Annotated in this window: 27 protein-coding genes; 12 read left to right on the top strand and 15 right to left on the bottom strand. The window is 72.8% G+C overall.

All coding sequences use genetic code 11. The features are described from left to right. Window positions 1-112: 112 nt before the first annotated feature. From ACZ60X_RS40920 to ACZ60X_RS40905, 4 genes are all read right to left on the bottom strand, one after another. A complete protein-coding gene (locus ACZ60X_RS40920; protein WP_469610363.1) occupies window positions 113-1,645 on the bottom strand; it encodes an ABC transporter permease in 1,533 nt (510 codons plus the stop codon). After that, on the bottom strand, window positions 1,642-2,598 hold the full coding sequence (locus ACZ60X_RS40915; RefSeq protein ID WP_469610361.1) for an ABC transporter ATP-binding protein: 957 nt from the start codon (window positions 2,596-2,598) through the stop codon (window positions 1,642-1,644). The genes ACZ60X_RS40920 and ACZ60X_RS40915 overlap by 4 nt, the downstream gene beginning before the upstream one ends. Next, on the bottom strand, window positions 2,595-3,443 hold the full coding sequence (locus ACZ60X_RS40910; RefSeq protein WP_469610358.1) for a zf-HC2 domain-containing protein: 849 nt from the start codon (window positions 3,441-3,443) through the stop codon (window positions 2,595-2,597). Before ACZ60X_RS40910 ends, ACZ60X_RS40915 begins: the two co-directional genes overlap by 4 nt. A gap of 322 nt (window positions 3,444-3,765) precedes the next feature. Beyond that, a complete protein-coding gene (locus tag ACZ60X_RS40905; protein ID WP_469610356.1) occupies window positions 3,766-4,317 on the bottom strand; it encodes an RNA polymerase sigma factor in 552 nt (183 codons plus the stop codon). Window positions 4,318-4,427: 110 nt separating this feature from the next. Here ACZ60X_RS40905 and ACZ60X_RS40900 point away from each other — a divergent pair, with 110 nt between their 5' ends. The 6 genes from ACZ60X_RS40900 (at window position 4,428) to ACZ60X_RS40875 (ending at window position 11,326) form a co-directional block, all read left to right on the top strand. Continuing rightward, the gene (locus ACZ60X_RS40900; RefSeq protein ID WP_469610354.1) at window positions 4,428-4,835 is read left to right on the top strand and encodes a GntR family transcriptional regulator; all 408 of its coding nucleotides are present in this window, start codon (window positions 4,428-4,430) and stop codon (window positions 4,833-4,835) included. Continuing rightward, window positions 4,832-5,743, top strand: a complete 912-nt coding sequence (locus tag ACZ60X_RS40895; protein WP_469610351.1) for an ABC transporter ATP-binding protein — start codon at window positions 4,832-4,834, stop codon at window positions 5,741-5,743. The genes ACZ60X_RS40900 and ACZ60X_RS40895 overlap by 4 nt, the downstream gene beginning before the upstream one ends. After that, window positions 5,740-6,798, top strand: a complete 1,059-nt coding sequence (locus tag ACZ60X_RS40890; RefSeq protein WP_469610348.1) for an ABC transporter permease — start codon at window positions 5,740-5,742, stop codon at window positions 6,796-6,798. Before ACZ60X_RS40895 ends, ACZ60X_RS40890 begins: the two co-directional genes overlap by 4 nt. 677 nt (window positions 6,799-7,475) lie before the next feature. After that, the gene (locus ACZ60X_RS40885; RefSeq protein ID WP_469610345.1) at window positions 7,476-9,830 is read left to right on the top strand and encodes an RNA degradosome polyphosphate kinase; all 2,355 of its coding nucleotides are present in this window, start codon (window positions 7,476-7,478) and stop codon (window positions 9,828-9,830) included. Then, window positions 9,811-10,899: a CHAD domain-containing protein gene (locus ACZ60X_RS40880; RefSeq protein ID WP_469610344.1), complete on the top strand. Its 1,089-nt coding sequence runs from the start codon at window positions 9,811-9,813 to the stop codon at window positions 10,897-10,899. Before ACZ60X_RS40885 ends, ACZ60X_RS40880 begins: the two co-directional genes overlap by 20 nt. 19 nt (window positions 10,900-10,918) lie before the next feature. Continuing rightward, on the top strand, window positions 10,919-11,326 hold the full coding sequence (locus tag ACZ60X_RS40875) for an NUDIX hydrolase (RefSeq protein ID WP_469610341.1): 408 nt from the start codon (window positions 10,919-10,921) through the stop codon (window positions 11,324-11,326). Between the two features lie 3 nt (window positions 11,327-11,329). Here ACZ60X_RS40875 and ACZ60X_RS40870 read toward each other — a convergent pair whose 3' ends face one another. Beyond that, entirely contained in the window at window positions 11,330-11,503 is a 174-nt protein-coding gene (locus tag ACZ60X_RS40870; RefSeq protein ID WP_469610338.1) for a hypothetical protein, read from the bottom strand. A 132-nt stretch (window positions 11,504-11,635) separates the two neighbouring features. Here ACZ60X_RS40870 and ACZ60X_RS40865 point away from each other — a divergent pair, with 132 nt between their 5' ends. Both ACZ60X_RS40865 and ACZ60X_RS40860 read left to right on the top strand, forming a co-directional pair. Beyond that, window positions 11,636-12,511: an SCO4651 family lipoprotein gene (locus ACZ60X_RS40865; RefSeq protein ID WP_469610335.1), complete on the top strand. Its 876-nt coding sequence runs from the start codon at window positions 11,636-11,638 to the stop codon at window positions 12,509-12,511. 101 nt (window positions 12,512-12,612) lie between these two features. Beyond that, window positions 12,613-12,798, top strand: a complete 186-nt coding sequence (locus ACZ60X_RS40860; RefSeq protein ID WP_469610332.1) for a hypothetical protein — start codon at window positions 12,613-12,615, stop codon at window positions 12,796-12,798. A 25-nt stretch (window positions 12,799-12,823) separates the two neighbouring features. On the opposite strand, the gene ACZ60X_RS40855 is transcribed toward ACZ60X_RS40860, so the two are convergent. After that, complete coding sequence (locus tag ACZ60X_RS40855) at window positions 12,824-13,183, bottom strand: metal-sensitive transcriptional regulator (RefSeq protein ID WP_469610328.1); 360 nt, start codon at window positions 13,181-13,183, stop codon at window positions 12,824-12,826. Between the two features lie 229 nt (window positions 13,184-13,412). Here ACZ60X_RS40855 and ACZ60X_RS40850 point away from each other — a divergent pair, with 229 nt between their 5' ends. From ACZ60X_RS40850 to ACZ60X_RS40840, 3 genes are all read left to right on the top strand, one after another. Further along, window positions 13,413-14,033 (top strand): DUF47 domain-containing protein, encoded by a 621-nt coding sequence (locus ACZ60X_RS40850; protein ID WP_365591525.1) that lies wholly within the window; start codon window positions 13,413-13,415, stop codon window positions 14,031-14,033. Between the two features lie 7 nt (window positions 14,034-14,040). Then, the gene (locus ACZ60X_RS40845) at window positions 14,041-15,039 is read left to right on the top strand and encodes an inorganic phosphate transporter (RefSeq protein ID WP_469610325.1); all 999 of its coding nucleotides are present in this window, start codon (window positions 14,041-14,043) and stop codon (window positions 15,037-15,039) included. A 315-nt stretch (window positions 15,040-15,354) separates the two neighbouring features. After that, window positions 15,355-15,639 carry a hypothetical protein gene (locus tag ACZ60X_RS40840; protein ID WP_469610323.1) on the top strand — a complete coding sequence of 95 codons (285 nt, stop codon included), beginning with the start codon at window positions 15,355-15,357 and terminating at the stop codon, window positions 15,637-15,639. A 117-nt stretch (window positions 15,640-15,756) separates the two neighbouring features. On the opposite strand, the gene pstB is transcribed toward ACZ60X_RS40840, so the two are convergent. The 4 genes from pstB to pstS form a co-directional block, all read right to left on the bottom strand. Next, window positions 15,757-16,533, bottom strand: a complete 777-nt coding sequence (gene pstB / locus ACZ60X_RS40835; RefSeq protein WP_469610320.1) for a phosphate ABC transporter ATP-binding protein PstB — start codon at window positions 16,531-16,533, stop codon at window positions 15,757-15,759. Between the two features lie 73 nt (window positions 16,534-16,606). Continuing rightward, on the bottom strand, window positions 16,607-17,665 hold the full coding sequence (gene pstA, locus ACZ60X_RS40830; RefSeq protein WP_469610473.1) for a phosphate ABC transporter permease PstA: 1,059 nt from the start codon (window positions 17,663-17,665) through the stop codon (window positions 16,607-16,609). 8 nt (window positions 17,666-17,673) lie between these two features. Next, window positions 17,674-18,666, bottom strand: coding sequence for a phosphate ABC transporter permease subunit PstC (pstC, locus tag ACZ60X_RS40825; RefSeq protein ID WP_469610317.1), 993 nt, complete (start codon window positions 18,664-18,666; stop codon window positions 17,674-17,676). A 159-nt stretch (window positions 18,667-18,825) separates the two neighbouring features. Continuing rightward, a complete protein-coding gene (gene pstS / locus ACZ60X_RS40820) occupies window positions 18,826-19,965 on the bottom strand; it encodes a phosphate ABC transporter substrate-binding protein PstS (RefSeq protein WP_469610314.1) in 1,140 nt (379 codons plus the stop codon). Between the two features lie 384 nt (window positions 19,966-20,349). On the opposite strand from pstS, the gene ACZ60X_RS40815 reads away from it, so the two are divergent. After that, the gene (locus tag ACZ60X_RS40815) at window positions 20,350-21,927 is read left to right on the top strand and encodes an FAD-binding oxidoreductase (protein WP_469610312.1); all 1,578 of its coding nucleotides are present in this window, start codon (window positions 20,350-20,352) and stop codon (window positions 21,925-21,927) included. Window positions 21,928-21,947: 20 nt separating this feature from the next. Here the strand turns inward: ACZ60X_RS40815 and ACZ60X_RS40810 are convergent, their stop codons facing one another. The 5 genes from ACZ60X_RS40810 to ACZ60X_RS40790 form a co-directional block, all read right to left on the bottom strand. Next, the gene (locus ACZ60X_RS40810) at window positions 21,948-22,655 is read right to left on the bottom strand and encodes a phosphatase PAP2 family protein (RefSeq protein ID WP_469610309.1); all 708 of its coding nucleotides are present in this window, start codon (window positions 22,653-22,655) and stop codon (window positions 21,948-21,950) included. 240 nt (window positions 22,656-22,895) lie between these two features. After that, the gene (locus ACZ60X_RS40805) at window positions 22,896-23,852 is read right to left on the bottom strand and encodes a C40 family peptidase (protein ID WP_469610470.1); all 957 of its coding nucleotides are present in this window, start codon (window positions 23,850-23,852) and stop codon (window positions 22,896-22,898) included. Window positions 23,853-23,953: 101 nt separating this feature from the next. After that, complete coding sequence (locus ACZ60X_RS40800; RefSeq protein ID WP_469610306.1) at window positions 23,954-24,208, bottom strand: hypothetical protein; 255 nt, start codon at window positions 24,206-24,208, stop codon at window positions 23,954-23,956. Then, complete coding sequence (locus tag ACZ60X_RS40795) at window positions 24,181-24,669, bottom strand: hypothetical protein (protein WP_469610303.1); 489 nt, start codon at window positions 24,667-24,669, stop codon at window positions 24,181-24,183. Before ACZ60X_RS40795 ends, ACZ60X_RS40800 begins: the two co-directional genes overlap by 28 nt. A 3-nt stretch (window positions 24,670-24,672) precedes the next feature. Continuing rightward, window positions 24,673-24,966 (bottom strand): hypothetical protein, encoded by a 294-nt coding sequence (locus ACZ60X_RS40790; protein ID WP_469610300.1) that lies wholly within the window; start codon window positions 24,964-24,966, stop codon window positions 24,673-24,675. Between the last annotated feature and the right edge of the window lie 30 nt (window positions 24,967-24,996).

Here is a 24,996-nt window from a genome sequence, read left to right as displayed (position 1 = left end):
GGGACACGCCGTGCTCTCGCCGGCCCCTCCCCGGGCCCACCGCGGCCACCGGCGGCGCTCCGGGCCCCGCCGGGGCCACCCGCCCCCGCGCCGGCCACCCCGCCGTCCCGCCTCACTCGCACCGGTCCGCCCCCACCCGCGTCGGCGCGCCCAGCAGTTCGGCCGCGCGGGACGTCGTGACCCCCGGCGCCGTCAACTCGGCCCAGTGGGCCTTGACGCGGCCGGCGACGCCGTAGAACGGTCGGTCGAGGAGGGCGCGGACGACCTTGGTCTGACCGGCCGTCATGGTCAGGGGGTTGGTCCGGGACAGGACGATCGCGGAGCCGGTGAGGCTGTCGTCGAGGCGGACGTGGCGCAGGGCAGAGACGGGGTCGGACTGCCAGGCGAGGGACAGCCACATCACCGTGACCATCCGGCCGTCGCACAGCTCGCCGGCCGCCTTCTCGTTCCCGGCGACCAGCACGCCGGCCACGGCGGTGGAGAACTCCGGCACCCGGTTGCCGCCCCAGGACGTGCCGACGGTCACCTGGCCGGGGCGCGTGGCCGGGGCGATCGCGGAGTCGGCGTCGAGACCGTAGCGGGCCTCCAGCCGCTGCCGTACGAGCAGCGCCCGCCCGTGCGCCGTGCCGCCCGTGAGGGCCTGCACCCGGTCCGCGATCCGGGCCCAGTCGCCGACGAGGGGCGTCCACTCGGGGAAGGCGCAGTACCGCGACTGCCCGTGCCGGACACAGGTCTGGTCCTTCTCCGGGGTGAGCGAGGCCCGGGCGCGGGCGGCCTGCGTCGCCGCCGGGACCCCGCCGGTCTGCACGACCCCGCCCAGCACGGCCAGCGTCAGCGCACCGGCGAACGCCGCCTGCACGGACCGGGTCCGGCCGCCGGAGACCAGTATCGCGAGCAGGGCCGCGGTCAGGGCCAGTCCGGCGAGGTAGAGCGCGTGCCAGGCGGCGGGGCGGCCCAGCAGGGCGGAGGGGAAGGGATGGGAGCCGGACGCGGTGACCACCGGCGCCAGCCACGCGCCCCCGGTCTCCTGCCCGGCGAAGGGGAACGCGCCGCCGACGAACATCAGCAGGGACACCACGAGGAGCAGCGGCGCGGCGACCGGCGAGGCCACCAGCCGGGCGAGCAGTACACCGGCCGTCCCGAACAGCAGCACCGTCAGCGGTCCGGTCAGCAGCTCGGCCACCGAACCCCGCCCGACCGCCGCGGGCTTGGCGGCCTCCCAGGTGAACTGGGCGGTCACGGCGACGGCGGTGAGCAGCGCGAGCGGGACGACGGACAGCGCGTGCGCGGCCGTACGACGCCAGGGGCTGAGCGCCAGCACGGCGAAGTGGCGTTCGGTGTCCCGGCGCCGGGAGCGCAGCACGGCCTGGTTCGCGCACAGCAGCACCGCGAGCCCGACGAACAGGGGGCCGCTCTGCGTGGCCCGGTCGGCGTCCTGGAGGACGGGGTAGTCGTCCGAGGGCCGCAGCGTGCGCCATCCGATCCAGGCGACGTAGAGGACGAGGGCGACGAGGACCGGCAGGCGCAGCAGCAGCCGGCGCGCCTCGAATCCGGCCAGCGCGTACACGGCCGCCCAGGAGTCGCGGGTACCGGCGGCGGTGCCGGCGGCGACCGGGGCGGTGGGCTCGGTGAACGTCGCGGTCATGCCGTCACCTCCGCGCGGCCGTCGCGGCCGTCGCGGCCGTCCCGATCGGCGCGATCGGCGCGATCGGCGCGATCGGCGCGATCGGCGCGATCGGCGTCGAGAGTGAGCAGGTAGCCGTCCTCCAGGGTGGGTTCGAGCAGGTCGGCGCCCTCGGGTGGGTCGCCGACGTTGCGGTAGCCGCCGGTGCCGGTGCGCCAGCCGGCCTTCGCGCCGGGGTCGCGTTCGGTGCTGCTCCACACCCGGCCGGCGGCCCGAGCGGTCAGCTCGGCGGGGGTGCCGTCGAAGCGGATACGGCCGCCGGACATGACCAGCACCCGGTGACAGAGCATCGCCACGTCCTCGGTCTGGTGGGTGGACAGCAGCACCGTGCGGCCCTCCCCGGCCCGTGCGATCAGCTCCCGGAACCGCATGCGCTGTTCGGGATCGAGGCCGACCGTCGGTTCGTCCAGCACCAGGAAACCGGGGTCGCCGACGAGCGCGGCGGCCAGCGCGACCCGCTGCCGCATCCCGCCGGACAGCTTCTTCAGCCGCTTGCCGCGCACCTCGGCCAGGCCGACCTCGTCCAGCACGCGCCGCACCTCCCGGTGCCGGGCGGCGCGGTCGGTCAGCTCCTTGAGGATCGCGACGTAGTCCACGAACTCGAAGGACGTGAAGTCGGGATGGAAGCCGGGCGCCTGCGGCAGATAGCCGAGCACGCGGCGCACCTCCTGCCGTCCGTGCGCGGTGCCCGGGTCGTGTCCGAGCACCGTGAAAGCGCCCGAGTCGGCCGGCACCGAGGTGGCGAGCACCCGCAACAGGGTCGTCTTTCCAGCGCCGTTGGGCCCGAGCAGCCCGGTGACGCCCCGGCTCAGCCGCAGCGAGACGTCGTCGAGGGCGCGAGTGGCGCCGTAGCGCAGCGCGAGCCCGGAGGCGGACACGGTGACGGCGGCGGTGGCGGTGGCGGTGGCGGTCATACGGCACTCCTGTGAGAAGGCCCGTGAGAGGGCCCGTGGGACTGGTCGAAGCGGTCGCGGGCGGCGAAGAGCAGCGCGGCGGCGAGCGCGGCGACCCCGGCCGCGACCGCCTGCCCGGCCGCGGTGAAGGGGACGAGCTGCGCGCCGCCGCCCTGGTGGGCACGGGTCGCCAGCAGCAGGACGACCCAGCCGCCGCTGACCGCGCCCGGCGCCACGACCGGCCCGAGCCGTGGGGTGAGCGCGAGCCCGGTCGCGGTGAGCGCGAGGGAGGGCAGCAGCCAGCCGAGCGCGCCGAGCCCGTACCCCGGCAGCGCGAGCGTCGCGAGGCCGGACAGCCCGAGCGCGGCGGCGAGCACGGCGACCGTGCGGATCATCAGCAGCCGGAAGCCGTGCACCGGTGAGACGACCGCCATCTCGTAGGTCGGGTCGAGCGCGGGCCCGTACGACAGCGACACACCGGCGAGCGGCAGCAGCGGGGCGAGGGCCAGGAAGACCGTGTCCGAGTGGACGCCGTGGGCCGTGAGCACCGACAGCACCAGCAGCAGCGTCACCGCCGTCAGCCAGGACCGGCGCAGCACGGGTGTGGCGGCCAGCAGGCGCGCGGTGTGGTCGGCCACCCCGAAGCGGAGCAGCAGCCGTTCGAACGGGCCCGGCCGGGGCGCGTCCAGCTCGGCGTCCAGCCGCTCCCAGGCCGCGTCCAGCGCACCGGGGTCCCAGACCTCGGCGAGCCGGGCCCGGCAGTCGGCGCATCCGGTCAGATGGGTGTCGGCGGACCACAGCAGCGGGGGCGCCAACTCCCCGCGGGCGTAGGCCCGCAGGTCCTCCTCGGCGACATGCCACGTCATGCCGGCACCTCCCACCTGCCGCCGCGGCCCCCGCGGACGACCCACGATCCCTCAGCGACCACGGCGGCGCGGCACCCGCCGCGCCACGTCACCGGAAGCCACGACCCGGTCCGGCCCCCGGACCCGCGACCCCCGGACCCGCCGCGGCCCCGGGCCCCACGGACCCCGGACCCGCGAACCCCAGACCCGCGAACCCCAAACCAACGAACCGCAGATCCACGGCCCCCAGACCCGCAGCCCCCAGACCCACGGCCCCCGCATCCGCGCTCCCCCGGACCCTCCTGGGCCCGGAGCCCGGTCAGGAATCGGCTCATCGACCCGCTCACGCCAGCGCCTCCCGCAGTTGTTTCCGGGCCCGCATCGCCCGGGTCTTGACCGTGCCCGGCGGGATGCCGAGCAGGACGGCGGCCTCACGGGTGGTCAGGCCGTCGACGACCGTGGCCTGGAGCACCGCCCGCAGCTCGGGCGAGAGCCGGACCAGCGCGCCCGCGAGGTCCCCGTGCTCCACCCCCGCGAGCACGCGTTCCTCGGCGGACGCCTCGTCCCGGTGCCGCAGCCGGGTCAGCGCCTGCCGCAACCGGCCGCGCGCCCCGTCGCCGCGCAGCGCGTCGATGAGCCGGCGCGAGCCGATCCGCCACAGCCACCCGGCCGCGTCGGCGCCCTCCGCGTCCTCGCGGTAGCGGGCCTTGCCCCGCCAGATCGCGAGGAACGTCTCCTGTACGACGTCGTCGACGACCCCCGCGTCCGCGCACCGGCCGCGCAGGCGCGCGGTCAGCCACGGCGCGTGGCGCCGGTACAGCTCCTCGAAGGCGCGCCGGTCGCGGTCCGCCGCGATGGCCCGCAGCAGGTCCCCGTCGCTTCTCTTCTCGCTCACGTCTCCTCATCGGACCGAGGTCCCCGATCGGTTCACGGACACCGGGCTTGACTTCCGGACCCGGCTTACACCACCCTTTCACTACTCAAATAGTGAAAGGTGGTGGGGTCGTGGTCGAGTACCGCATCGACCGGCACAGCGGGGTCGCCACCTACGTCCAGATCGTCCAGCAGACCAAACAGGCCCTGCGCATGGGCCTGCTGCGCCCCGGCGACCGGCTGCCCACGGCCCGCGAGGTCGTGGAGGCCACCGCGATCAACCCCAACACCGTCCTGAAGGCGTACCGGGAGCTGGAGCGCGAGGGCCTGGTGGAGGCCCGCCGGGGGCTCGGCACCTTCGTACGGCGCTCGCTCGGCGCCGCCGCCGACACCGCGCTCCGCGCCGAGCTGGACGCCTGGGCCGGCAAGGCCCGCGAGGCCGGGCTGGACCGGGAGGACGTGGCCGCGCTCTTCACCGCCGTACTCGACCAGCACTTCACCGCCGCACACCACGAGCACCCGCAGGGAGACCCGTCATGACCGACACGGCGCTGAGGGCCGAGGCACTGGGGAAGCGCTTCGGCCGGCGATGGCGGTCCGGGGGCCGGGCGCTGCGCGGGTGCGGGTTCCGGCTGCCCGCCGGGCGGGTGTGCGCCGTCGTCGGACCCAACGGCGCCGGCAAGTCGACGCTGCTCGCGCTCGCCGCCGGGCTTCTCCCGCCGACCGAGGGCCGGCTGACGGTGCTCGGCACCACCCCGGCCGAGGCCCGCCCCCGGGTCGGCTTCGTCGCCCAGGACAAGCCGCTCCACCCGCAGCTGACGATCGCCGAGACGCTGCTCATGGGCGCCGACCTCAACCCCGGGCGCTGGGACGCGGCCACCGCCGAGCGGGTCGTCGCGGCCGGCGACCTCGATCCGCAGGCCCGGGTCCGCGCCCTGTCCGGCGGCCAGCGCACCCGGGTCGCGCTCGCCCTCGCCCTCGGCAAGCGGCCCGAACTGCTGCTCCTGGACGAGCCGATGGCCGACCTCGACCCGCTGGCCCGGCACGAACTGATGGGCACGCTGATGGCGGACGCCGCCCAGCACGGGACCACGATCGTGATGTCCTCGCACGTGGTCGCCGAGCTGGAGGACTCCTGCGACCACCTGCTCCTCGTCGGCGGCGGCCGGGTCCGCCTGGCCGGGGACATCGACGACCTGCGCTGCGCCCACCGCCGAATCACGGGAGCGGCCGACGCCGGGCTCGGCCCGCACACCGTGGTCGAGTCCCGCACCACCGGCCGCCAGCTCACCGCGCTGATCCGCCCGGCCGGACCGCTCCCCGGCGACTGGCGCACCTCGGTGCCCTCCTTGGAGGAGCTGGTCCTCGCCCACCTGCGCAACCCGCAGGCCCCCGCCCTCGCCACCGCCGAGTCCGCCGAAGCCCTTACCGAGGAGAGTGCCGCGTGAGCGCCGTGACCGGAACCGGACCCTTCGACGCCGGACCCTGGGACGCCGGACCGGTCGACTCCGCACCGGTCGCCGGGAAGCCGCGGCTGGCCCGCTGGGTGCTGCGCCTGCACCGGCCCGCGGTGTTCGCCTGGGCGGGCCTGGTCGTCGTGGTCGCCGGGCTGCTGATCGCCCTGGCGGGCCCGTGGGCCGACGCGGCCGCCCAGGGCTGGCGGCAGTACGACGTCTGCGACTTCAGCCGCCCGTGCAGCTACGACCAGGACGCGATCCTGCTCTACAAGAGCTGGTACGACTACACGACCTACGCCCTGGACGTGCTGCCCTTCCTGGTGGCCGCCTGGGCCGGGGCCGCGCTGACCGGCCGCGAGCTGGAGTCCGGCACCGCCAGGCTGGCCTGGACCCAGGCCACCTCACCGGCCCGCTGGCTCGCGGTCCGGCTGGCCGTCCCCGCCCTCGCCCTCACCGCGGGCGCCGGCCTGCTGTGCTGGCTGCACCACCGCGCCTGGGCCGCCGGCCGGGGCCGGATCGACACCGCGAAGACCTGGTACGACATCGGCACCTTCCACGCCAACGGGCCCACCACCGCCGCCCTGGCCCTCGCCGGACTCGCGGCCGGCGCCCTGGCGGGGCTGCTGTGCCGCCGCACACTGCCCGCACTGCTCCTCGGCGCGCTGCTCGCCTCGGCGATCTGGGGCACGACCCAGCAACTGCTGCCCCACCTGTGGCCTGCGATCACCCGGACCAGCACCCTCAAGCAGGGCTACACCGGCTCCGGCATGACCGTCGACCAGGGCCTGGTCACCGCCGGCGGCGCCCACATCCCGCTCGTGTCCTGCGGCTACTCCGGCTCGTGCGACGCCGCCTACGCCAGGGTCCACGCCGTCGGCTACTACAACACCTACCACCCCGCCTCCCACTACTGGCCGCTCCAGCTCACCGCCTGTGCCCTGCTCCTGGCCGTCACCGCGCTGCTCGTCCTCGCGAGCTTCCTGGTGCTGCGCCGGCTGACGGGACCGGCCACCCGGACCTCCCTGCCCACGGGCACCCCCGCATGACCGCCCTGGACCTCGGCGAGCTGCTGGAAGGCCGACCGGGACCACCCGGAACCGGCCTCCTACGCCCCCCTTCGCCGTGGCCGCCCGGGCGGGCGCCGCGCTGACCGGCCGCGAGCCGGCCTGGACCCAGGGCAGCTCGCCGACTCGCCACGGCCGCCCTGCCCCTGCTCGGCGGCGGCGCGCTGCTCGCCCCCGCGCACGGCCGGATCCGGTCCGCCGACCGCGACGACCCGGTCACCGGCTGAACCTGGGGCCACGTCCCCGTCCCGCGCGGCCCGCTGCCGCCGGCACCGGTACCGTCCGGGCCGACCGCCGGCGCCCTGGCCGGGCCGGCCCTGCGGCCCGCACTCCCCGCGCCGACCGCGGGAGCCGGTGCCACGCCGGCGGTACGGCTGCGCCCGCAGGAGCCGGGGAAGCCGTTGCGGACGTACTACCCGGCTTACGACCGGGGTGGTGCCGGCGCCGGCAGGTGCGATGCTCGCCGGGGCAGACGCGGTCGCTGCAGCGGCCGGTGGTGCAGCGCGCGGCGGGGTGCCGCGGCGGCAGCCGCGCCTCGGACACGGCCCCGCTCCTCAGGGCGCCGTCTCCCGGTCGCTGCCCCGGCGGGCCGTTCCCCGCTATCCCGTACGTCATGTCTCCGTAACCATTGATTCAGCCAGGCTTGCGACGCTCGGCCAATGAAGCCCGCCGTGCCAGAGCCTTCGCGGTCCCCCGAGGGGCCCGCGCCGAACGGGGCCGTGACGCTCCCTCCCGCACGTTCCGACGCGCCCGTGACGCCCCTGGCGCGGAAGAATGGGGTCATGAGTCAGCCAGACGCCCAGGCAACGGTCCAGCCCGCCCAGCCCCCCGTGGGCTCCATCGCCGCGCACCGCCCGCACACGGTCGCCGCCACGGTCTCCGACCTGGAGCCCGACATCGATGCGGACCTCGACGGCTACGAGGAGGCACCGGGCGACGGCACCCCCCTGCCCACGGGACGGTTCCTCGACCGGGAGCGCAGCTGGCTGGCCTTCAACGAGCGCGTCCTGGAGCTGGCCGAGGACCCGAACACGCCGTTGCTGGAGCGCGCGAACTTCCTCGCGATCTTCGCGAGCAACCTGGACGAGTTCTTCATGGTCCGGGTGGCCGGCCTGAAGCGCCGTATCGCCACCGGCGTGGCGACGCGCTCCGCCTCCGGGCTGCAGCCGCGCGAGGTGCTGGAGATGATCTGGGCCCGCTCGCGCGAGCTGATGGCCCGGCACGCCGCCTGCTACCACGAGGACGTCGCCCCCGCGCTCGCGGAGGAGGGCATCCACCTCGTGCGCTGGAGCGAGCTGACCGAGAAGGAACAGGCCAGCCTGTTCACCCTCTTCCGGCACCGGATCTTCCCCGTCCTGACCCCGCTCGCCGTCGACCCCGCGCACCCGTTCCCCTACATCTCGGGGCTCTCGCTCAACCTCGCGGTCGTCGTGCGCAACCCGGTCAGCGGCCACAAGCACTTCGCGCGCGTGAAGGTCCCGCCGCTGCTGTCCCGCTTCCTGGAGAGCAGCCCCGGCCGGTACGTCCCGGTCGAGGACGTCATCGCCGCCCACCTCGAGGAGCTGTTCCCGGGCATGGAGGTGCTGGAGCACCACGCCTTCCGGCTCACCCGCAACGAGGACCTGGAAGTGGAGGAGGACGACGCCGAGAACCTGCTCCAGGCCCTGGAGAAGGAGCTGATGCGGCGGCGCTTCGGGCCGCCCGTGCGCCTGGAGGTCGAGGAGTCCATCGACCGCGAGGTGCTGGACCTGCTGGTCCGCGAGCTGAAGGTCTCCGAGGCGGAGGTCTATCCGCTCCCCGGCCCCCTGGACCTCACCGGCCTCTTCCGCATCCACAGCCTCGACCGCCCGGAGCTGAAGTACCCGAAGTTCGTCGCCGGCACCCACCGCGACCTCGCCGAGGTCGAGTCGGCCTCCCCGCCCGACATCTTCGCGGCCCTGCGCACCCGCGACGTGCTCCTGCACCACCCCTACGACAGCTTCTCCACGTCCGTGCAGGCCTTCCTGGAGCAGGCCGCGGCCGACCCGGACGTCCTCGCGATCAAGCAGACCCTGTACCGCACCTCCGGCGACTCGCCCATCGTGGACGCGCTGATAGACGCCGCCGAGTCCGGCAAGCAGGTACTCGTCCTGGTCGAGATCAAGGCCCGCTTCGACGAGCACGCCAACATCAAGTGGGCGCGCAAGCTGGAGGAGTCCGGCTGCCACGTCGTCTACGGCCTGGTCGGCCTGAAGACGCACTGCAAGCTGTCCCTGGTGGTCCGCCAGGAGGGCGACACGCTGCGCCGCTACAGCCACGTCGGCACGGGCAACTACCACCCGAAGACGGCGCGCCTGTACGAGGACCTGGGCCTGCTCACGGCCGACCCGCAGGTCGGCGCGGACCTGTCCGACCTGTTCAACCGGCTGTCCGGCTACTCCCGCCGCGAGACCTACCGCCGGCTGCTGGTGGCCCCCAAGTCGCTGCGCGACGGCCTGATCTCGCGGATCGACAAGGAGGCCCAGCACCATCGCGCGGGCCGGCCCGCCTTCATCCGCATCAAGGTCAACTCGATGGTCGACGAGGCCGTCATCGACTCCCTCTACCGGGCCTCCCAGGCCGGCGTGCCGGTCGACATCTGGGTGCGCGGCATCTGCGCGATCCGCCCCGGCGTCCCCGGCCTGTCGGACAACATCAGGGTCCGCTCCATACTCGGCCGGTTCCTCGAACACTCACGGGTGTTCGCCTTCGGCAACGGCGGGGAGCCCGAGGTCTGGATCGGCAGCGCCGACATGATGCACCGCAACCTCGACCGCCGGATCGAGGCCCTGGTCCGCGTCGTCGACCCGGCCCACCGGGCGGCCCTGAACCGGATGCTCGACACCGGCATGTCCGACACCACGGCCTCCTGGCACCTCGGCCCCGACGGCGAGTGGACCCGGCACGCGACCGATGCGGACGGACAGCCCCTGCGCAACGTCCAGGAGATGCTCATAGACGCCCGGAGGCGCCGGCGTGGCACAGCGACACCTTGACCCGACGGACCCCGCGGCCGGGGGCACGGCGACAGGCGACGTCCTCGCGGCGTACCTGCGCGCCCAGGCCACGGAGTTCCTGCGCGCCCTGCGCCTGCACCGGGAGACCGGCGGCAACGGCGGGAGCACGACGGGCGGCGCGGAGGAGTCCGTCGACGCGGCACGCCTGCTGCGCCGCTCGGCCCGCCGCATCAGCGGCAGCCTGCACACCTTCCGCCCCCTCCTCGACGCCGACTGGTCCGAGGAGATGCGCCCCGAACTGGCCTGGCTGTCCGGCACGCTGGGCCTGGAGCACGCCTACGAGTCACGCCTGGAGCGGCTGTTGCTGGCCCTGCACCGGCTGTCGGGGACGGCGGCGCTGCCCGCGCAGGCGGTGGACGCCGCCCTGGCCGCCGCACCGGCCGGCACCGGCGGCCCGGCGGGCAGGGCGGCGACCGCGGAACGCGGCAACCTCACCGTGGGCGCGGCCAAGGCCGGCGCCCTGCTGGAACGCCAGCTGACCCTGGCCCGTACCCGCGCGCACTCCACGGCCCTCCAGGCCCTCGGCTCCTCCCGCTTCCACGCCGTCGCGGACAAGGTCGCCGTACTGGCCAGCGAGGTCCCCCTCACCCTCACCGCCCCCACGACCGATCTGCGCCCGCTGGCAGCCGCTGCGGAGGAACGGCTGGCGGCCGCGATCGGCGCGCTCCCCCTGGTCACCGCCGGCCACCCGTACAACGCGGAGGCCCTGATCCACGGCCTGTCCCCGGATCCGTCCCCGCACCCCCAGGACGGTCCCTGGCACCAGGTCCGGCTGCTGCTGCGCCTGCACCGCTACGCGCAGGAGGCGCTGCACGGGGGCAACTGCCCGGTCGACGTACGGATGTTGGCGGCGGGGCAGGCGCTCAACCGCCACCGGGACGCCTCCGAGGCCGCGGCCGCGGCGGCCCAGGCGGCCCGCACCCCGCGCATCGCGCCGGCGACGGCGTACGCGCTCGGGGTGCTCCACGCCGACCAGCGGCACGAGGTGGAGGCGGCCAGGTTCGCGTTCCAGCAGGCCTGGCAGAAGCAGACCGTCAGCGCACCCTGAACCCCCACGTGGAGGCGGTGTGAACGACACCCTGGTCCGGGCGGCCGGCTGCGTCCTGTGGCGCCGCTCGCCGGTCGCCGCAGACCTGGAGATCTGCCTGGTGCACCGGCCGAAGTACGACGACTGGTCCCACCCCAAGGGCAAGCTGAAGCGGGGTGAGGACCCGCTCGCCGGTGCGCTGCGCGAGGTCGCCGAGGAGACCGGGTACACGGCCGAGCCCGGGGCCGAGCTGCCGACGCAGCGCTATCTCGCCAACGGCCGCCCGAAGCAGGTGCGTTACTGGGCGGCCCAGGCGGTTTCCGGCCGCTTCACGCCCAGCGACGAGGTGGACCGCATCCTGTGGCTCTCCCCCGCCGCCGCCCGCGCGCGGCTCACCCAGCCCCGCGACCGGGACCTGGTGGACGCCCTCCACGGACTGGCCGTGTGAGCCTCACGGACCGACCGCGTGCGCCTCGGCGTCCGCACGGGCCTGGCTGCGGGCCCGGCGGGCCGGACCGCGCCAGCCGCAGTTGCAGCGGGCCACGCAGAAGCGGCCCTGTTCCGTCGTGGTGGTGAGATGCTCCTGCCCCTGCCGGACTGGCTCCGGCCCGTCCTGCTGCGCCACAGCGACAACGGTACTCGGCCTCCCTGTGCCCCCCGTGCGCCCTCCGACAGCGCGTGACGGCACCTCCTACCCGTCGTTAACCGGAACGACAGGGGGCCCGTGACGGACGTACCGGCTTGGGGGTAGCAGGCGATGGATCGGCGGCAGCAGCACAGGCACGCGGGCGGGACGGTCGTCGCGGTCGGCATCCTGCTCGGCCTCGCGGCGGGCGCCACGGGCTGTTCGGGCAGCCGGGCCGCCGCCGACGACGTCAAGGGCGCGGGCGATCCGGTCGCCCTGCTGCGGCGGGCCGCCGACACCCTGGGCGGCGCGGGCAGTTCGAAGGCCACCACCTCCATGGAGATGGCCACCGGCGGCACCCGCGTCACCATCCGCGGCAAGGGGGTCTACGACTACCGCCACCGCCTCGGCCGGCTCACCGTCGTGCTGCCCGAGGACCCCGCCGGCACCGCCGAGCACCAGCCCATCACCGAACTCCTCGCCCCCGGTGCCCTGTTCATGAAGAACCGCGGGGCGGGCGTGCCCGCCGACAAGTGGGTGCGCGTGGACACCGCGTCGGTCTCCGACGGCAACCTGGTCACCGGCGGCGCGACCGACCCGTACGCGGCGGCCGAGGTGCTGCGCGGGACCCGCACGGCGACCTACGTCGGCCGGACCGAGGTCGGCGGCACCCCCGTGCGGCACTACCGGGGCACCGCGTCCCTCACCGACGCCGCCCGCCGGGCCTCGGCCGCGAACCGGGCGGCCCTGGAGGTGGCGGCCAAAGGTTTCGCCACGGCCGAGGTCCCCTTCGACGCCTATCTCGACGACCAGGGCCGCATCCGCAAGCTCCGCCAGCGCTTCAGCTTCGTCAACGGTCGGCAGAAGACCCCGGTGGCGGTCGCCTCCACCACCCTGCTGTACGAGTTCGGCGCCCCGGCCGACGTGGCGCTGCCGCGGTCACGGGACATCTACGCGGGCCGGATCGCGCAGGACGCGCGGGACGGCGGGCAGGACGGCGGGCACTAGTCCGGGGACGCCCCCGGCGACCGGTCTAAGTAGCCCATCCGTGCCATGCGCGGTGTGTAGAGCGCTGCCTACTCTAGGAAGTCGGTGACGGCAGGGAAGAGGTGAGGCAGGTGGCTCCGGTCGGCGGGACGACGGTCCAGGACCACGTGGCCCTCGCCGAGATCGAACTGTGCGGAGAGCTGATCATCGCGGCCTCGGCCGCCGAGGACCGCCTCAGCCTGGAGAGCATCGACGAGGTGCTGCGGGTGTACGAGGAGCGCGCGGAACACGAACCCGCGGCCGGCTGAACCGGGTCCCGGGCGCCCCGCTCGATCAGGTGCGCAGCAGCCGGCCGATCGCCTTCGTCGCCTCCTCCACCTTCGCGTCGATCTCGTCACCGCCCTTGAGGGCGGCGTCGGCCACGCAGTGCCGCAGGTGCTCCTCCAGCAGCTGGAGCGCGAAGGACTGCAGGGCCTTGGTGGAGGCGGAGACCTGCGTGAGTATGTCGATGCAGTACGTGTCCTCGCCGACCATCCGCTGCAGTCCGCGGATCTGCCCCTCGATCCGGCGCAGCCGCTTGAGGTGCTCGTCCTTCTGCTTGTGGTAGCCGTGCGTCACGGGGGCGTCGTGGCACGTGCCCTCGGCGGTCGTCGCCCCGGCGGGGGCCGTGGCGCCGGCCTCGGTCGTCGTCATCGCTGGCCTCCGTCGTGGTCACGATCCGGGCACCATCTCGGTCACGATGGTGATCACATACCCCTGGTGGGTATATGGTAACGAATTTTGCTGGGTATGGGGCCCTTGGTACGCCCCCGTGCTGATCACTGTGCCCGATGGGCGACACTGGGATGCGGCCCGTTAGCCGTGGCCGGATGATGCGCCTAGCATCAGCCTGACCGAAACCGAAGCACCCCGAGGACCCCACGTGCGCTTTCGTCTGACCCCCAGGGAGACGAGCTTCTACGACATGTTCGCCGCGTCCGCGGACAACATCGTCACGGGCTCGAAACTCCTGATGGAACTGCTCGGGGCGGACGGACCTGCCCGAGCCGAGATCGCAGAGCGTATGCGGGCCGCGGAACACGCGGGTGACGACGCCACGCACGCGATCTTCCACCAGCTGAACTCCTCGTTCATCACGCCGTTCGACCGCGAGGACATCTACGCCCTCGCCGGCTCCCTCGACGACATCATGGACTTCATGGAGGAGGCCGTCGACCTGGTCGTCCTCTACAACGTCGAGGAACTGCCCAAGGGCGTCGAGCAGCAGATCGAGGTGCTGGCCCGGGCCGCCGAGCTGACGGCGGAGGCGATGCCCAACCTGCGTACGATGGACAACCTCACCGAGTACTGGATCGAGGTCAACCGCCTGGAGAACCAGGCCGACCAGATCCACCGCAAGCTGCTGGCCCACCTCTTCAACGGCAAGTACGACGCGATCGAGGTGCTCAAGCTCAAGCAGATCGTGGACGTCCTGGAAGAGGCGGCGGACGCGTTCGAGCACGTGGCGAACACGGTGGAGACCATCGCCGTCAAGGAGTCCTGAGGCGTCGATGGACACCTTCGCCCTCATCGTGACCATCGCGGTCGCGCTCTTCTTCACGTACACGAACGGCTTCCACGACTCGGCGAACGCGATCGCCACCTCGGTGTCGACCCGCGCGCTCACCCCTCGCGCGGCCCTGGCGATGGCCGCGGTGATGAACCTGGCGGGCGCCTTCCTGGGCTCGGGAGTGGCCAAGACGGTCTCCGAAGGCCTCATCGAGACCCCCGCCGGCTCCACCGGCATGGGCATCCTCTTCGCCGCCCTGATCGGCGCGATCGTCTGGAACCTCACCACCTGGTACTACGGCCTGCCGTCCTCCTCCTCCCACGCCCTGTTCGGCGGACTGGTGGGCGCGGCCCTGGCGGGCGGCACCGGCGTCCACTGGAACGGCGTGGTGGACAAGATCATCGTGCCGATGGTGCTGTCCCCGGTGGTCGGCCTGATCGTCGGCTACCTGGCCATGCTGGCCATCATGTGGATCTTCCGCCGGGCCAACCCGCACAAGGCCAAGCGCGGTTTCCGCATAGCACAGACGGTCTCGGCCGCGGGGATGGCCCTCGGCCACGGCCTCCAGGACGCCCAGAAGACCATGGGTGTGGTCGTGATGGCCCTGGTGATTTCCGGCCACGAGACGTTCGGCGACCCGATCCCGGTCTGGGTGAAGATCGTCTCGGCCGTCATGCTGTCGCTGGGCACCTACGCCGGCGGCTGGCGCATCATGCGCACCCTGGGCCGCAAGATCATCGAACTCGACCCCCCGCAGGGCTTCGCCGCCGAGGCCACCGGCGCGTCGATCATGTTCGGTACGGCGTTCCTCTTCAAGGCGCCGATCTCCACGACCCACGTCATCACCTCGGCGATCATGGGCGTGGGGGCGACCAAGCGCGTCAACGCCGTCCGCTGGGGAGTGGCCAAGAACATCGTCATGGGCTGGTTCATCACGATGCCGGCAGCCGCCCTGGTCGCCGCGCTGGCCTTCGGCATCGTGAAGCTGGCGGTGCTGTAGTTCCCTCGCGCCCACCTGCCCACCCGTCTCGGTCAGCTGAGAAGCCGGCCAAGGGGGTGGGCTTTCTGCTCAGCGCGGCCTGTGGTCGCCAGGCCAGTCCGGGTACCGCGGACAGCTCGTGCGCTTCGGAGCACGAGCACCCGTACTCGCGGCAGCTGGCCCGGCTCGCCGAGACCCTGCCCACCCCCGCCGAGCGGGCCGAGCGGGCCCGCGCCGCCCCGCGGGAGCGGACCGGCTCGGCTACGCACCCAGCCCCGCGGAGGAGCGCGACATCGACAGCGAGCTGGACCGCCGGCCGGCCCGCGCTGCGGCCCGGTGAGCGACGCGGTGCACATCGTCCTGGACGACACGGCCATGGCCGCGGCCGGCCGGGTCCGTCCCGGTACGGCAGGGCGGCTCGCCGCTCTGCCCGCCACCAGCCTCCTGGACCTGGATCTGCCCGCGGCCCTGGCGGTCGCCGAACACAACACGTGGGCCGCGGCACAGTGCCAGTACACCGCTCAGCCCGCCCCGGACCGTCCCGACGGTGCGATCACCGCCACCGCCGCCCCGGACCGGTGGCTCGGCGAGCCGGTCCGCGTGCTGGACCTCAATCCGTGAGCGCTTGATGACGAAGCACCGAAACGCGACGGGCCCGCCCCCGGGAGCCAGGGGCGGGCCCTTCTGCGTCCTCGCGGTGGCACCGCCATGCAGCACCGCGAGGGGTTCGGGGCCGGCCTAGCCGAAGCGGCCGGAGATGTAGTCCTCCGTCGCCTGGACGGACGGGTTGGAGAAGATGCGTTCCGTGTCGTCGATCTCGATCAGGCGGCCCGGCTGGCCGACCGCCGCCAGGTTGAAGAACGCCGTACGGTCCGAGACGCGCGCCGCCTGCTGCATGTTGTGCGTCACGATGACGATCGTGAAGCGCTCCTTCAGCTCGCCGATCAGGTCCTCGATGGCGAGGGTCGAGATCGGGTCCAGGGCGGAGCAGGGCTCGTCCATCAGCAGGACCTGCGGCTCGACCGCGATCGCGCGGGCGATGCACAGCCGCTGCTGCTGGCCGCCGGACAGGCCGGAGCCGGGGCGGTTCAGACGGTCCTTGACCTCGTTCCAGAGGTTCGCGCCCTTGAGCGACTTCTCGACGACGTCGTCCAGCTCGCTCTTCTTGTACCGGCCGTTCAGGCGCAGCCCCGCCACGACGTTGTCGTAGATCGACATGGTCGGGAACGGGTTGGGGCGCTGGAAGACCATGCCGACCGTGCGGCGCACGGCGACCGGGTCGACCGCGGAGCCGTACAGGTCCTGGTCGTCCAGGAGGACCTTGCCCTCGACCCGCCCGCCGGGGGTGACCTCGTGCATGCGGTTGAGGGTGCGCAGGAACGTCGACTTGCCGCAGCCCGAGGGGCCGATGAACGCCGTCACCGAACGCGGCTCGACGGTCATCGAGATGTCCTCGATCGCCTTGTGGGAGCCGTAGTAGGCGGTCAGCCCGCTCACGTCGATTCGCTTGGCCATTACTGCTTCACTTCCAGTCAGTCGCTATGGGGTCGCCGTCAGCGACCGGCCATGCGGCGGTAGCCGCACATTGTCAGCGCGGGGCCTTCCAGCGGGCGATGCCGCGGGCCACCAGGTTGAGGATCATCACGAAGGCGATGAGGACGAGCGCGGCCCCCCACGCACGGGCGTAGGCCTGGTCCGTGCCGAGGACGTACTGCTCGTAGATGTAGAACGGCAGCGACGACTGCGGCCCGTTGAACGGGTCGTTGTTGATCATCTGGTTGCCGAACACGAGCAGCAGCACCGGGGCGGTCTCACCGGCGATGCGGGCGACGGCCAGCATGATGCCGGTGGTGATGCCGCCGAGCGCGGTGGGCAGGACCACCTTCAGGATGGTGCGCCACTTCGGCACGCCGAGCGCGTAGGACGCCTCGCGCAGCTCGTTGGGGACGAGCTTCAGCATCTCCTCGGTGGACCGCACCACGACCGGGATCATCAGGATGACCAGGGCGAGCGAGCCGGCGAAACCGGAGTACGAGAAGCCGAGGGCCAGGATCCAGAAGGCCAGGATGAACAGGCCGGAGACGATGGACGGGATGCCCGTCATGACGTCCACGAAGAAGGTGACCGCCAGGGCCAGCTTGCCGCGGCCGTACTCGACGAGGTAGATCGCCGTCAGCACGCCGATCGGCACGGCGATCAGGGAGGCGAGGCCCACCTGCTCCAGGGTGCCGATGATGGCGTGGTAGACACCGCCGCCCTGGTCGCCGGCGAGGACGCCGGCCATCGAGTGGGTCAGGAAGGTGCCGTCGAGGTCCTTCACGCCCTTGGCGATCGTGGTCTGCACCAGCGAGTACAGCGGCACGACGGCGAGCACGAAGCACGCCCACACCAGGCTGGTGGCCACCCGGTCCTTCGCCTGGCGGCGGTCCTCCATGACCGCGGTGGTCACATAGGTGCCGAGGACGAAGAGCACCAGGGCGATCAGACCCCACTGGATCTTGCTGGACAGGCCGAAGGCCAGTCCGCTGGCGACGCCCAGGACGACGGCGGCCACGGCGATGGCGGCCGGGGCCCACCGGGGCATCCGGCGGTGGGTGACGATGCCGCGCGGAACCAGGGGTTCGGCGGTCGGGCGCTTGTCGGTCATGGTGTCACTCACGCGTTGGCCCCCGAGTACTCCTTGCGGCGGGCGATGATCAGGCGGGCCGCACCGTTGACCACCAGGGTGATCACGAAGAGCACGAGACCGGAGGCGATGAGGGCGTCACGGCCGAGGTTCGTGGCCTCTCCGAAGTGCGAGGCGATGTTCGCGGCGAAGGTGCCGCCGCCCGGGTCGAGCAGGTGGGCGCTCAGCGTGTCCGAGGACGACAGCACGGTGGCGACGGCCATGGTCTCGCCGAGCGCGCGGCCGAGGCCCAGCATCGAGGCGCTGATGATGCCGGAGCGGGCGAAGGGCAGGACCGCCATGCGGATGGTCTCCCAACGGGTGGCGCCGAGGGCCAGTGCGGCCTCCTCGTGCGCCTGCGGGACCTGGCGGATGACCTCGCGGCTGACGTTGGTGATGATCGGCAGGATCATGATCGCCAGCAGGATGCCCACGGTGAACAGGTTGCGGGGCGCGGTGCCGGGGTTGGACTGGTCGAAGATGACCGTCCAGCCGAGGTACTTGTCCAGCCAGGTCGTGAACCCGGTCAGGTGCGGCACCAGGAAGAGGGCGCCCCACAGGCCGTAGACGATCGACGGCACGGCGGCGAGCAGGTCGACGATCCAGGCGAGGGCGCCGCCCAGCTTGCGCGGGGCGTAGTGGGTCATGAACAGCGCGATGCCGACCGCGACGGGCACGGCGATGACCATCGCGATGACCGAGCTGACGACCGTGCCGTACAGCAGGACCGCGATGCCGAACACCGGCGGGGTGGCGTTGGCGTTCCACACGGACGTGGTGAGGAAGTCGCCGTGGTCCTGGGAGATCGCGTTGATGGCGCGGTACGTGAGGAAGGCCGCGATGGCGGCCATGATCACGAGGAGCAGGATGCCGGACCCCCGGGACAGCCCCGAGAAGACGCGGTCGCCGATGCGGGTGACGGATCGGCGGCCTGCCGGGCCGGAATCAGGTACGGCTGGTGGATTCTCTACGGATATTCCCATGTCGTTCTCCGGTCTGGTTGGGGGATCGCTCCCCCGGCGGCGGTGCACCGGATGGGTGGTGACGCCGGTCCGGTCCCGCGGCCGTGACGGCCGCGGGACCGGACCTGAGCCGGGGGTCCGGCCGCTCCCTCAAGGGGGTGCGGGCGGACTCCCGGGACGTCAGGACAGGCTGCTGATCGCGGACCGCACCTTGGTGGCGATCTCGGCGGGCAGCGGGGCGTAGCTCTGGGCGGCGAGCTTGGACTGGGCGTCGTCGCCGGCGATGTAGGTCAGGAACGCCTTGGTGGCGGCCAGCGTGTCGGCCTTGTTGCCCTTGTCGCAGACGATCTCGTTGGTCACCAGGACGATCGGCCAGGCGCCCTCCGCCTTGGTGGCGTAGTTGAGCTTCAGCGCCAGGTCGTTGCCGGTGCCGACGATCTTGGCGTCGGCGATCGCCTTGGACGCGGAGTCCGTGGTCAGCGCGACCGGCTTGGAGGCGCCGGTGTTCAGCTGGGCCAGCTGCAGACCACCGGAGGTGGCGTAGGACAGCTCGACGTAGCCGATGGCGCCGTTGGTCTGCTTGACGCCGGCGGCGACACCGGAGGAGCCCTTGGCGGACTGGCCGCCCTGGGCCTGCCAGGACTTGCCGCCGCTGTACTTCCAGTCGGCCGGGGCGGCGGCCTTCAGGTACTTGGTGAAGTTGTCGGTGGTGCCCGAGTCCTCGGTGCGGTGGTACGCCTGGATCGCCAGGTCGGGCAGCTTGACACCCGGGTTCAGCTTGGCGATCGCCGGGTCGTTCCAGTTCTTGATCTTCGAGTCGAAGATCTTGGCGAGGGTCGTGGCGTCCAGCGTCAGGTTCTTGACGCCGTCGATGTTGTAGGCGATCGCGATCGGGCCGCCGACCATCGGCAGGTCGATGGCCTGGCCGCCGCTGGTGCAGACCTTCTTGGACTGCGCGATCTCCTCGGGCTTCAGCGGCGAGTCCGAGCCCGCGAAGGCGGTGCTGCCCTGCAGGAACTCCTGGATGCCGGCACCGGAGCCGACACCCTTGTAGTTGATCTGGGCGCCCGAACAGGCGGCCATGAAGTCCTTCGACCACTGGCCGATGGCGTTCTGCTGCGCGGTCGAACCGGACGCCAGGAGGTTGCCCTTGGCGTTGTCGCACTTGATCGAGCTGGCCTGGCCCGACGCCGCCGACGTGCTCTTGGAGCCGCTGTTGCTGTTGTTGTCGGAGCCGCACGCCGTCAGGGCCAGGGCGCCGGAGACGGCGAGCGCACCGAGGGAGATGGCGCGGAGCCGGTTCTTGCGCTGAAGCTTCACTTTCGGGAGTTCCTTCCAGGAGCCGCCGCTGTCGGCGGCGTGCGAAGTCAGTCGACAGGTGCGGGAGCGCGTTCATGGCCGCACTCCGCACCGGGTACGGCCGAAACTAGGCAGAACAGGTGAAGCCGCCGATGGCCGGAAGTGAACGAGGGGTGAACCCCTGCCGTCGGCCCGGTTAGGTCACGGAATGCTTACGGGGAGGGCACGCACGGGTCCCGGGGCCCGCGCGTCGGCGGGGTTACGCGCACACGTCTTCGACGTTCGGTTCCCTGTGTGCGAACTGTTACGAACCGATGCGGCCGGGGGGCCGTCTCACCCCAGGGCAGGCCGGTGGGGCCTGGAGAGCCCGCAGGGCCTGGGGAAGGGCGAGAGACGACCATGGACATGGAACGGCGTACGTTCGTCGCGGGCGGCGCGGCCGCGCTGGCCGCGACCGCACTGAGCGGCTGCGGCCTCGGCTCGGGGGCATCCGCCACGAAGACGAGCACGGGCACATCGTCCCTTATGTCCCTGGACGCCGCCAGCGCCGGCAGCACGAGCGCACGGGCGGGCGCCGCCGCGAACTGGACGGCCCTCGCCCGTGACCTGGACGGCACCCTGGTCCGCCCCGGCGACGCGGTCTGGAAGACGGCGCACCAGCTCTACAACACGCGCTTCGACGCCCTGAAGCCCGCCGCGGTCGCCTACGTGGCGCACGCCGGCGACATACGCACCACCCTCGCCTACGCCCGCGCGCACGGCGTCCGGGTCTCCATACGCAACGGCGGCCACTCCTACGCCGGCTACTCCTCCGGCGACAGCCGGCTCATCCTCGACGTCTCCCGGCTCAGCGGAATCCGGGTCGGCGGCGGCCAGGCGGTGGTGGGCGCCGGCGCCAAGCTGATCGACGTCTACCGCGGGCTGGCCGCGAAGGGCGTGACCATACCCGCGGGCTCCTGCCCGTCCGTCGGCATCTCGGGCCTGGTCCTGGGCGGCGGCCACGGCGTCGCCTCCCGCGCCTACGGCCTGACCTGCGACAACCTCACCCAGGCCACCGTGATCACGGCGGACGGCACGCAGCTCACCGCGAACGCCGACACGCACTCCGACCTCTTCTGGGCCCTGCGCGGCGCGGGCAACGGCAACTTCGGCGTCGTCACCGAGCTGCACTTCCGCACCCACCCGGCACCGCAGGCGGTCACGGCGTACCTGACCTGGCCGTGGTCGAAGGCGGCGGCGGTGCTGACGGCCTGGCAGGAGTGGGGCCCGGCCCAGCCCGACGAGATCTGGTCCTCCCTCCACCTGGAGTGCTCCCCGGGCCGCACCCCCACCGTCTCGGTGTCCTGCTTCTGCCTCGGCACCTACGGCGAACTCCAGAACGCGGTGGACCGGCTCGCCCACCAGGCGGGCGCGAACGCGTCCTCGGTCACCCTGCGCCGCAGGGGCTACGAGGAGGCGATGGAGGTCTACGCCGGCTGCTCCTCCTTCGCCTCCGACGCCCAGTGCCACCTGCCCGGCTCCGCCCCGGGCCACTCCCCGCAGGGCAGGCTCGCCCGGGAGACCTACGCGGCCCGCTCCGACTTCTTCGACCGCTCCCTGTCCGCGGCGGGCATCCAGACGGTCCTGCGGCAGATCGCCTCCGTCCGGGGCGGTGCGGGCAGCATCGCCTTCACGGCCCTCGGCGGGGCGGTCAACCGCGTCAGCCCCACGGCCACGGCCTTCGTCCACCGCCGTTCCCGCATGCTCACGCAGTACATCGCCTCCTGGTCCGCGGGCGCCTCCGGGACCACGGCCCAGTCCTGGCTGACCTCGGCCCACACGGCGATGCGACCGTACGCCTCCGGCGCCGCCTACCAGAACTACACCGACCCCACCCTGAAGAACTGGCGCACGGCGTACTACGGAGACGCGGCGGCGCGCCTGGGCAAGGTCAAGAAGAGTTACGACCCCGAGCGGTTCTTCTCCTACGCGCAGGGGGTGTAGCGAGGCAGGGGGAGCCCGGCCTAGGCCGCCAGGTCCCTCTCCTGCGCCTCCACCCGCTTGCGGGCGCCGGGCAGCAGGGCGTCGTCCCGTCCGCCGTCGTCCCCCGCCCGGCGCCGTACGATCCACCCCGCCCGCCTCGAACGCTCCACCGCGCGCATCAGCGGGGTGAGCAGGGCCATGGCCGCGGGGGACAGCAGCAGCGTGACCGCGGTGCCGAGGGCGAAGCCGCCGATGACGTCCGTCGGGTAGTGCACGCCCATGAAGACCCGGCAGAACCCCTCCAGCAGCGCGAGCCCGATGCCCGCGATGCCGAAGCGGCGGTTGGCGACGAAGAGACCGACTCCCAGCGCCATCGTGAGGGTGGCGTGGTCGCTGACGAAGGAGAAGTCGCTCTTGCCGGAGACGAGGACGTCGAGCCCCTGGTGGTCGACGAAGGGGCGGGGCCGGGCGACGAAGCCCCGGATGGGGACGTTGACGAGCACCGCGACGGCGGCCGCGAGCGGGGCCCACACCAGCGCGGCGACGCAGGACGCGGCCTCCTCGGCACCCCGGCGCCGCACGGACCACCAGCACCCCAGCACGAGCAGCACCATGGCGAGCAGCAGCCCGTACTCGCCGACGAACCCCATGATCCGGTCGAACCAGTGCGGAGCGTCCTTGGCCAGGCCGTTGATGTCGTAGAGCAGGCCGACGTCGGGGTTCGATCCGGATTCGGCGAGTACAGCCATGGTGCTGCGGCCCCTTCGTCGTCTTCCCGGACGCACCTCGTGTGCGCCGCTCCTGCCCCCCGTGGTGCGTAGATCCGCTTCCGCTTGGCTGCCGTACTGCCCGCATCGACGTCCGCTCGGCTACGTCAACAGGAACGCACGGTCCTCATCAATACGTTCCACTCTCCACTGAAAGATCACGCAGACGTTATCGAAGAGAGACTCATCACCGCAGCTCAGGGGGTGGGTTCACGCTCCGTTTCAGACCGAGGTGGGGAGCGCTTTCGCGCCATCTTCGGTGACGCGGGTGGCACCGAAGTAGTCGGGCGTGTCGATGGGATCGAACCGGATCACGGCACCCGTCCTCGGCGCGTCGATCATGTACCCGCCGCCGACGTAGATCCCCACGTGGTGGATGGCCCGCGAGTCGCTGAGGTCGGTGGAGAAGAACACCAGGTCACCCGGGAGCAACTGACCCCGCGACGGATGCGGACCGGCGTTGTACTGGTCGTTGGCCACCCGCGGCAAGGTGATCCCGACCTTGGCGTACGCGGCCTGCGTCAGCCCCGAGCAGTCGAACCGCCCGCCCTGCTGGGCGGTCCCCTCCCCACCCCACAGATACGGCGTCCCCAGCTTGCTCTGCGCGAACGCGATGGCGCCGGCGGCCTGTTGGGTGGGGTCGATCCGGCTGACGGGCGCGGCGAAGCTCTGCGAGAGGCTGCGGATGCGCTTGACGTAGTCCTGCGTCTCGGTGATGCCCGGCACCCCGCCGGCCTTGATCACCCGGTACGCCCCGGCGTTGTAGGCGGCGAGCATGTTGTCGGAGACGTTGCCCGGCACGCCCTTCACGTCCTTGGCCAGCTGGCAGTCGTACGAAGCGGCCGACGGGATCGCGTCGTTCGGGTCCCAGACGTCCCGCTTGCCGTCCCCGTCGCCGTCGATGCCGTAGACGGCCCACGTGCCGGGCATGAACTGCGCGACGCCCTGGGCGCCGGCCGGGCTGACGATGGTCGGGTTCCAGCCGCTCTCCTGGTACAACTGGGCGGCGAGCAGCGCCGGGGAGAGCTGCGGGCACAGGTTGCCCCACTTCTGCACGAGCCCCTGGTACGCGGCCGGCACGGCCCCCTTGGCCAGCGCCCGGCCCCCCGCGGCCACCCCGCCGGCGAGGTTCCCGGCGACCACGTAGACCCCGACGACGAGCAGCATGACGAACCCCATGCCGAGCCCGACGGCCGCCCCACCGATCACCCATACCTTCCGCACGGTTCAACTTTCCCCCATGCCCGAGCGGTTCAAGGCGTCTTTCGCGTGATGTGGCGTCATTTCACAGTGAACCCCTGACCCATGACGCTGCTGTAGTCGTTCGGCGTGCGGATGTGGAACCACTGCACCGTCCAGTCCCCGGGGTCGTTACGGAGCGGGATGGCGGGCCACGACTTCTTCCCGTCCGGCGACCAGGTACGGAAGTCGTCCGGGTAGGTGAGGTACTTCCCGGCGGACTGGTCGCCACTGTGGAGGTCGATGGGGTCGCTGGTGCAGCCCAGCGTCACGTCCTGCGAGAGCGCCCCGGCCACGGGCTCACCAATGGGTCGATGCCGTGCGGCGGCTTCACGCTGACGGTCACGTGGTACGGGGCCTGGTTCCCGGGGCCTTTGGGGGTGACGGTGTAGCCCTTGTTCCAGAAGCCGAGCTGCAGCTTGTCGTCGAACACCGGGTGCTCCCCGCCCTTGCCCGGGTCGTCCGGGTCGGCCTCGGAGCCCTCGAAGCCGTCGGGAGCCCGCTCGGCGTCCGGCAGCTGGCACTCGCCCGTCGACGGCTTCCAGAACTGCCGGTCGATGTTGTCACCCGTGCAGGCGGGCGCGCCGGACGTACCGGTGGCAGGCCCGGACGCCGATGCCTTGGGGCGGGCCGCCCTGCCCGACGCGCCCGCGCAAGCCCGGCCTTTCGCCTTGTCCGTGCCGCCGTCCCCGCGCTGGATGAGCACCACCGCCGTGGCCGCCCCGACGCCGACCGCCGGCCCCACCGCGACCGCCACCAGTCACCGCCCGCCCTGACGACGAGCCGGACGGACCAGCTGGGTGGGCGTGTACGTGGGGGCCGCAGCGCCGTACGCGGGCCCCACCGTGGGCAGGTCGTGCGTCCCGGCCGGCGGGGCCGGCGGGGTCTGCGGCCCGGCCGGCTGCCGCACTGGCGTCGGCGGCGTCCGCGCCACCGGCTCCGCCGGACCGCTGAGTCCCGCGTAGAAGGGGTCCTCCACGAGCGCGGAGCGCACTCCGCACCGGTCGATGACGTCCGCGAGCCCCGCCGGGCAGCGGGGTCCTTGGCCGCGCACGCCTCGATCAGGGCGGCCAGTTCCGGTTCC

It is taken from the genome of Streptomyces sp. NPDC104106 (genome assembly GCF_055584345.1).
This window is presented reverse-complemented; position numbering and strand designations above follow the sequence as displayed.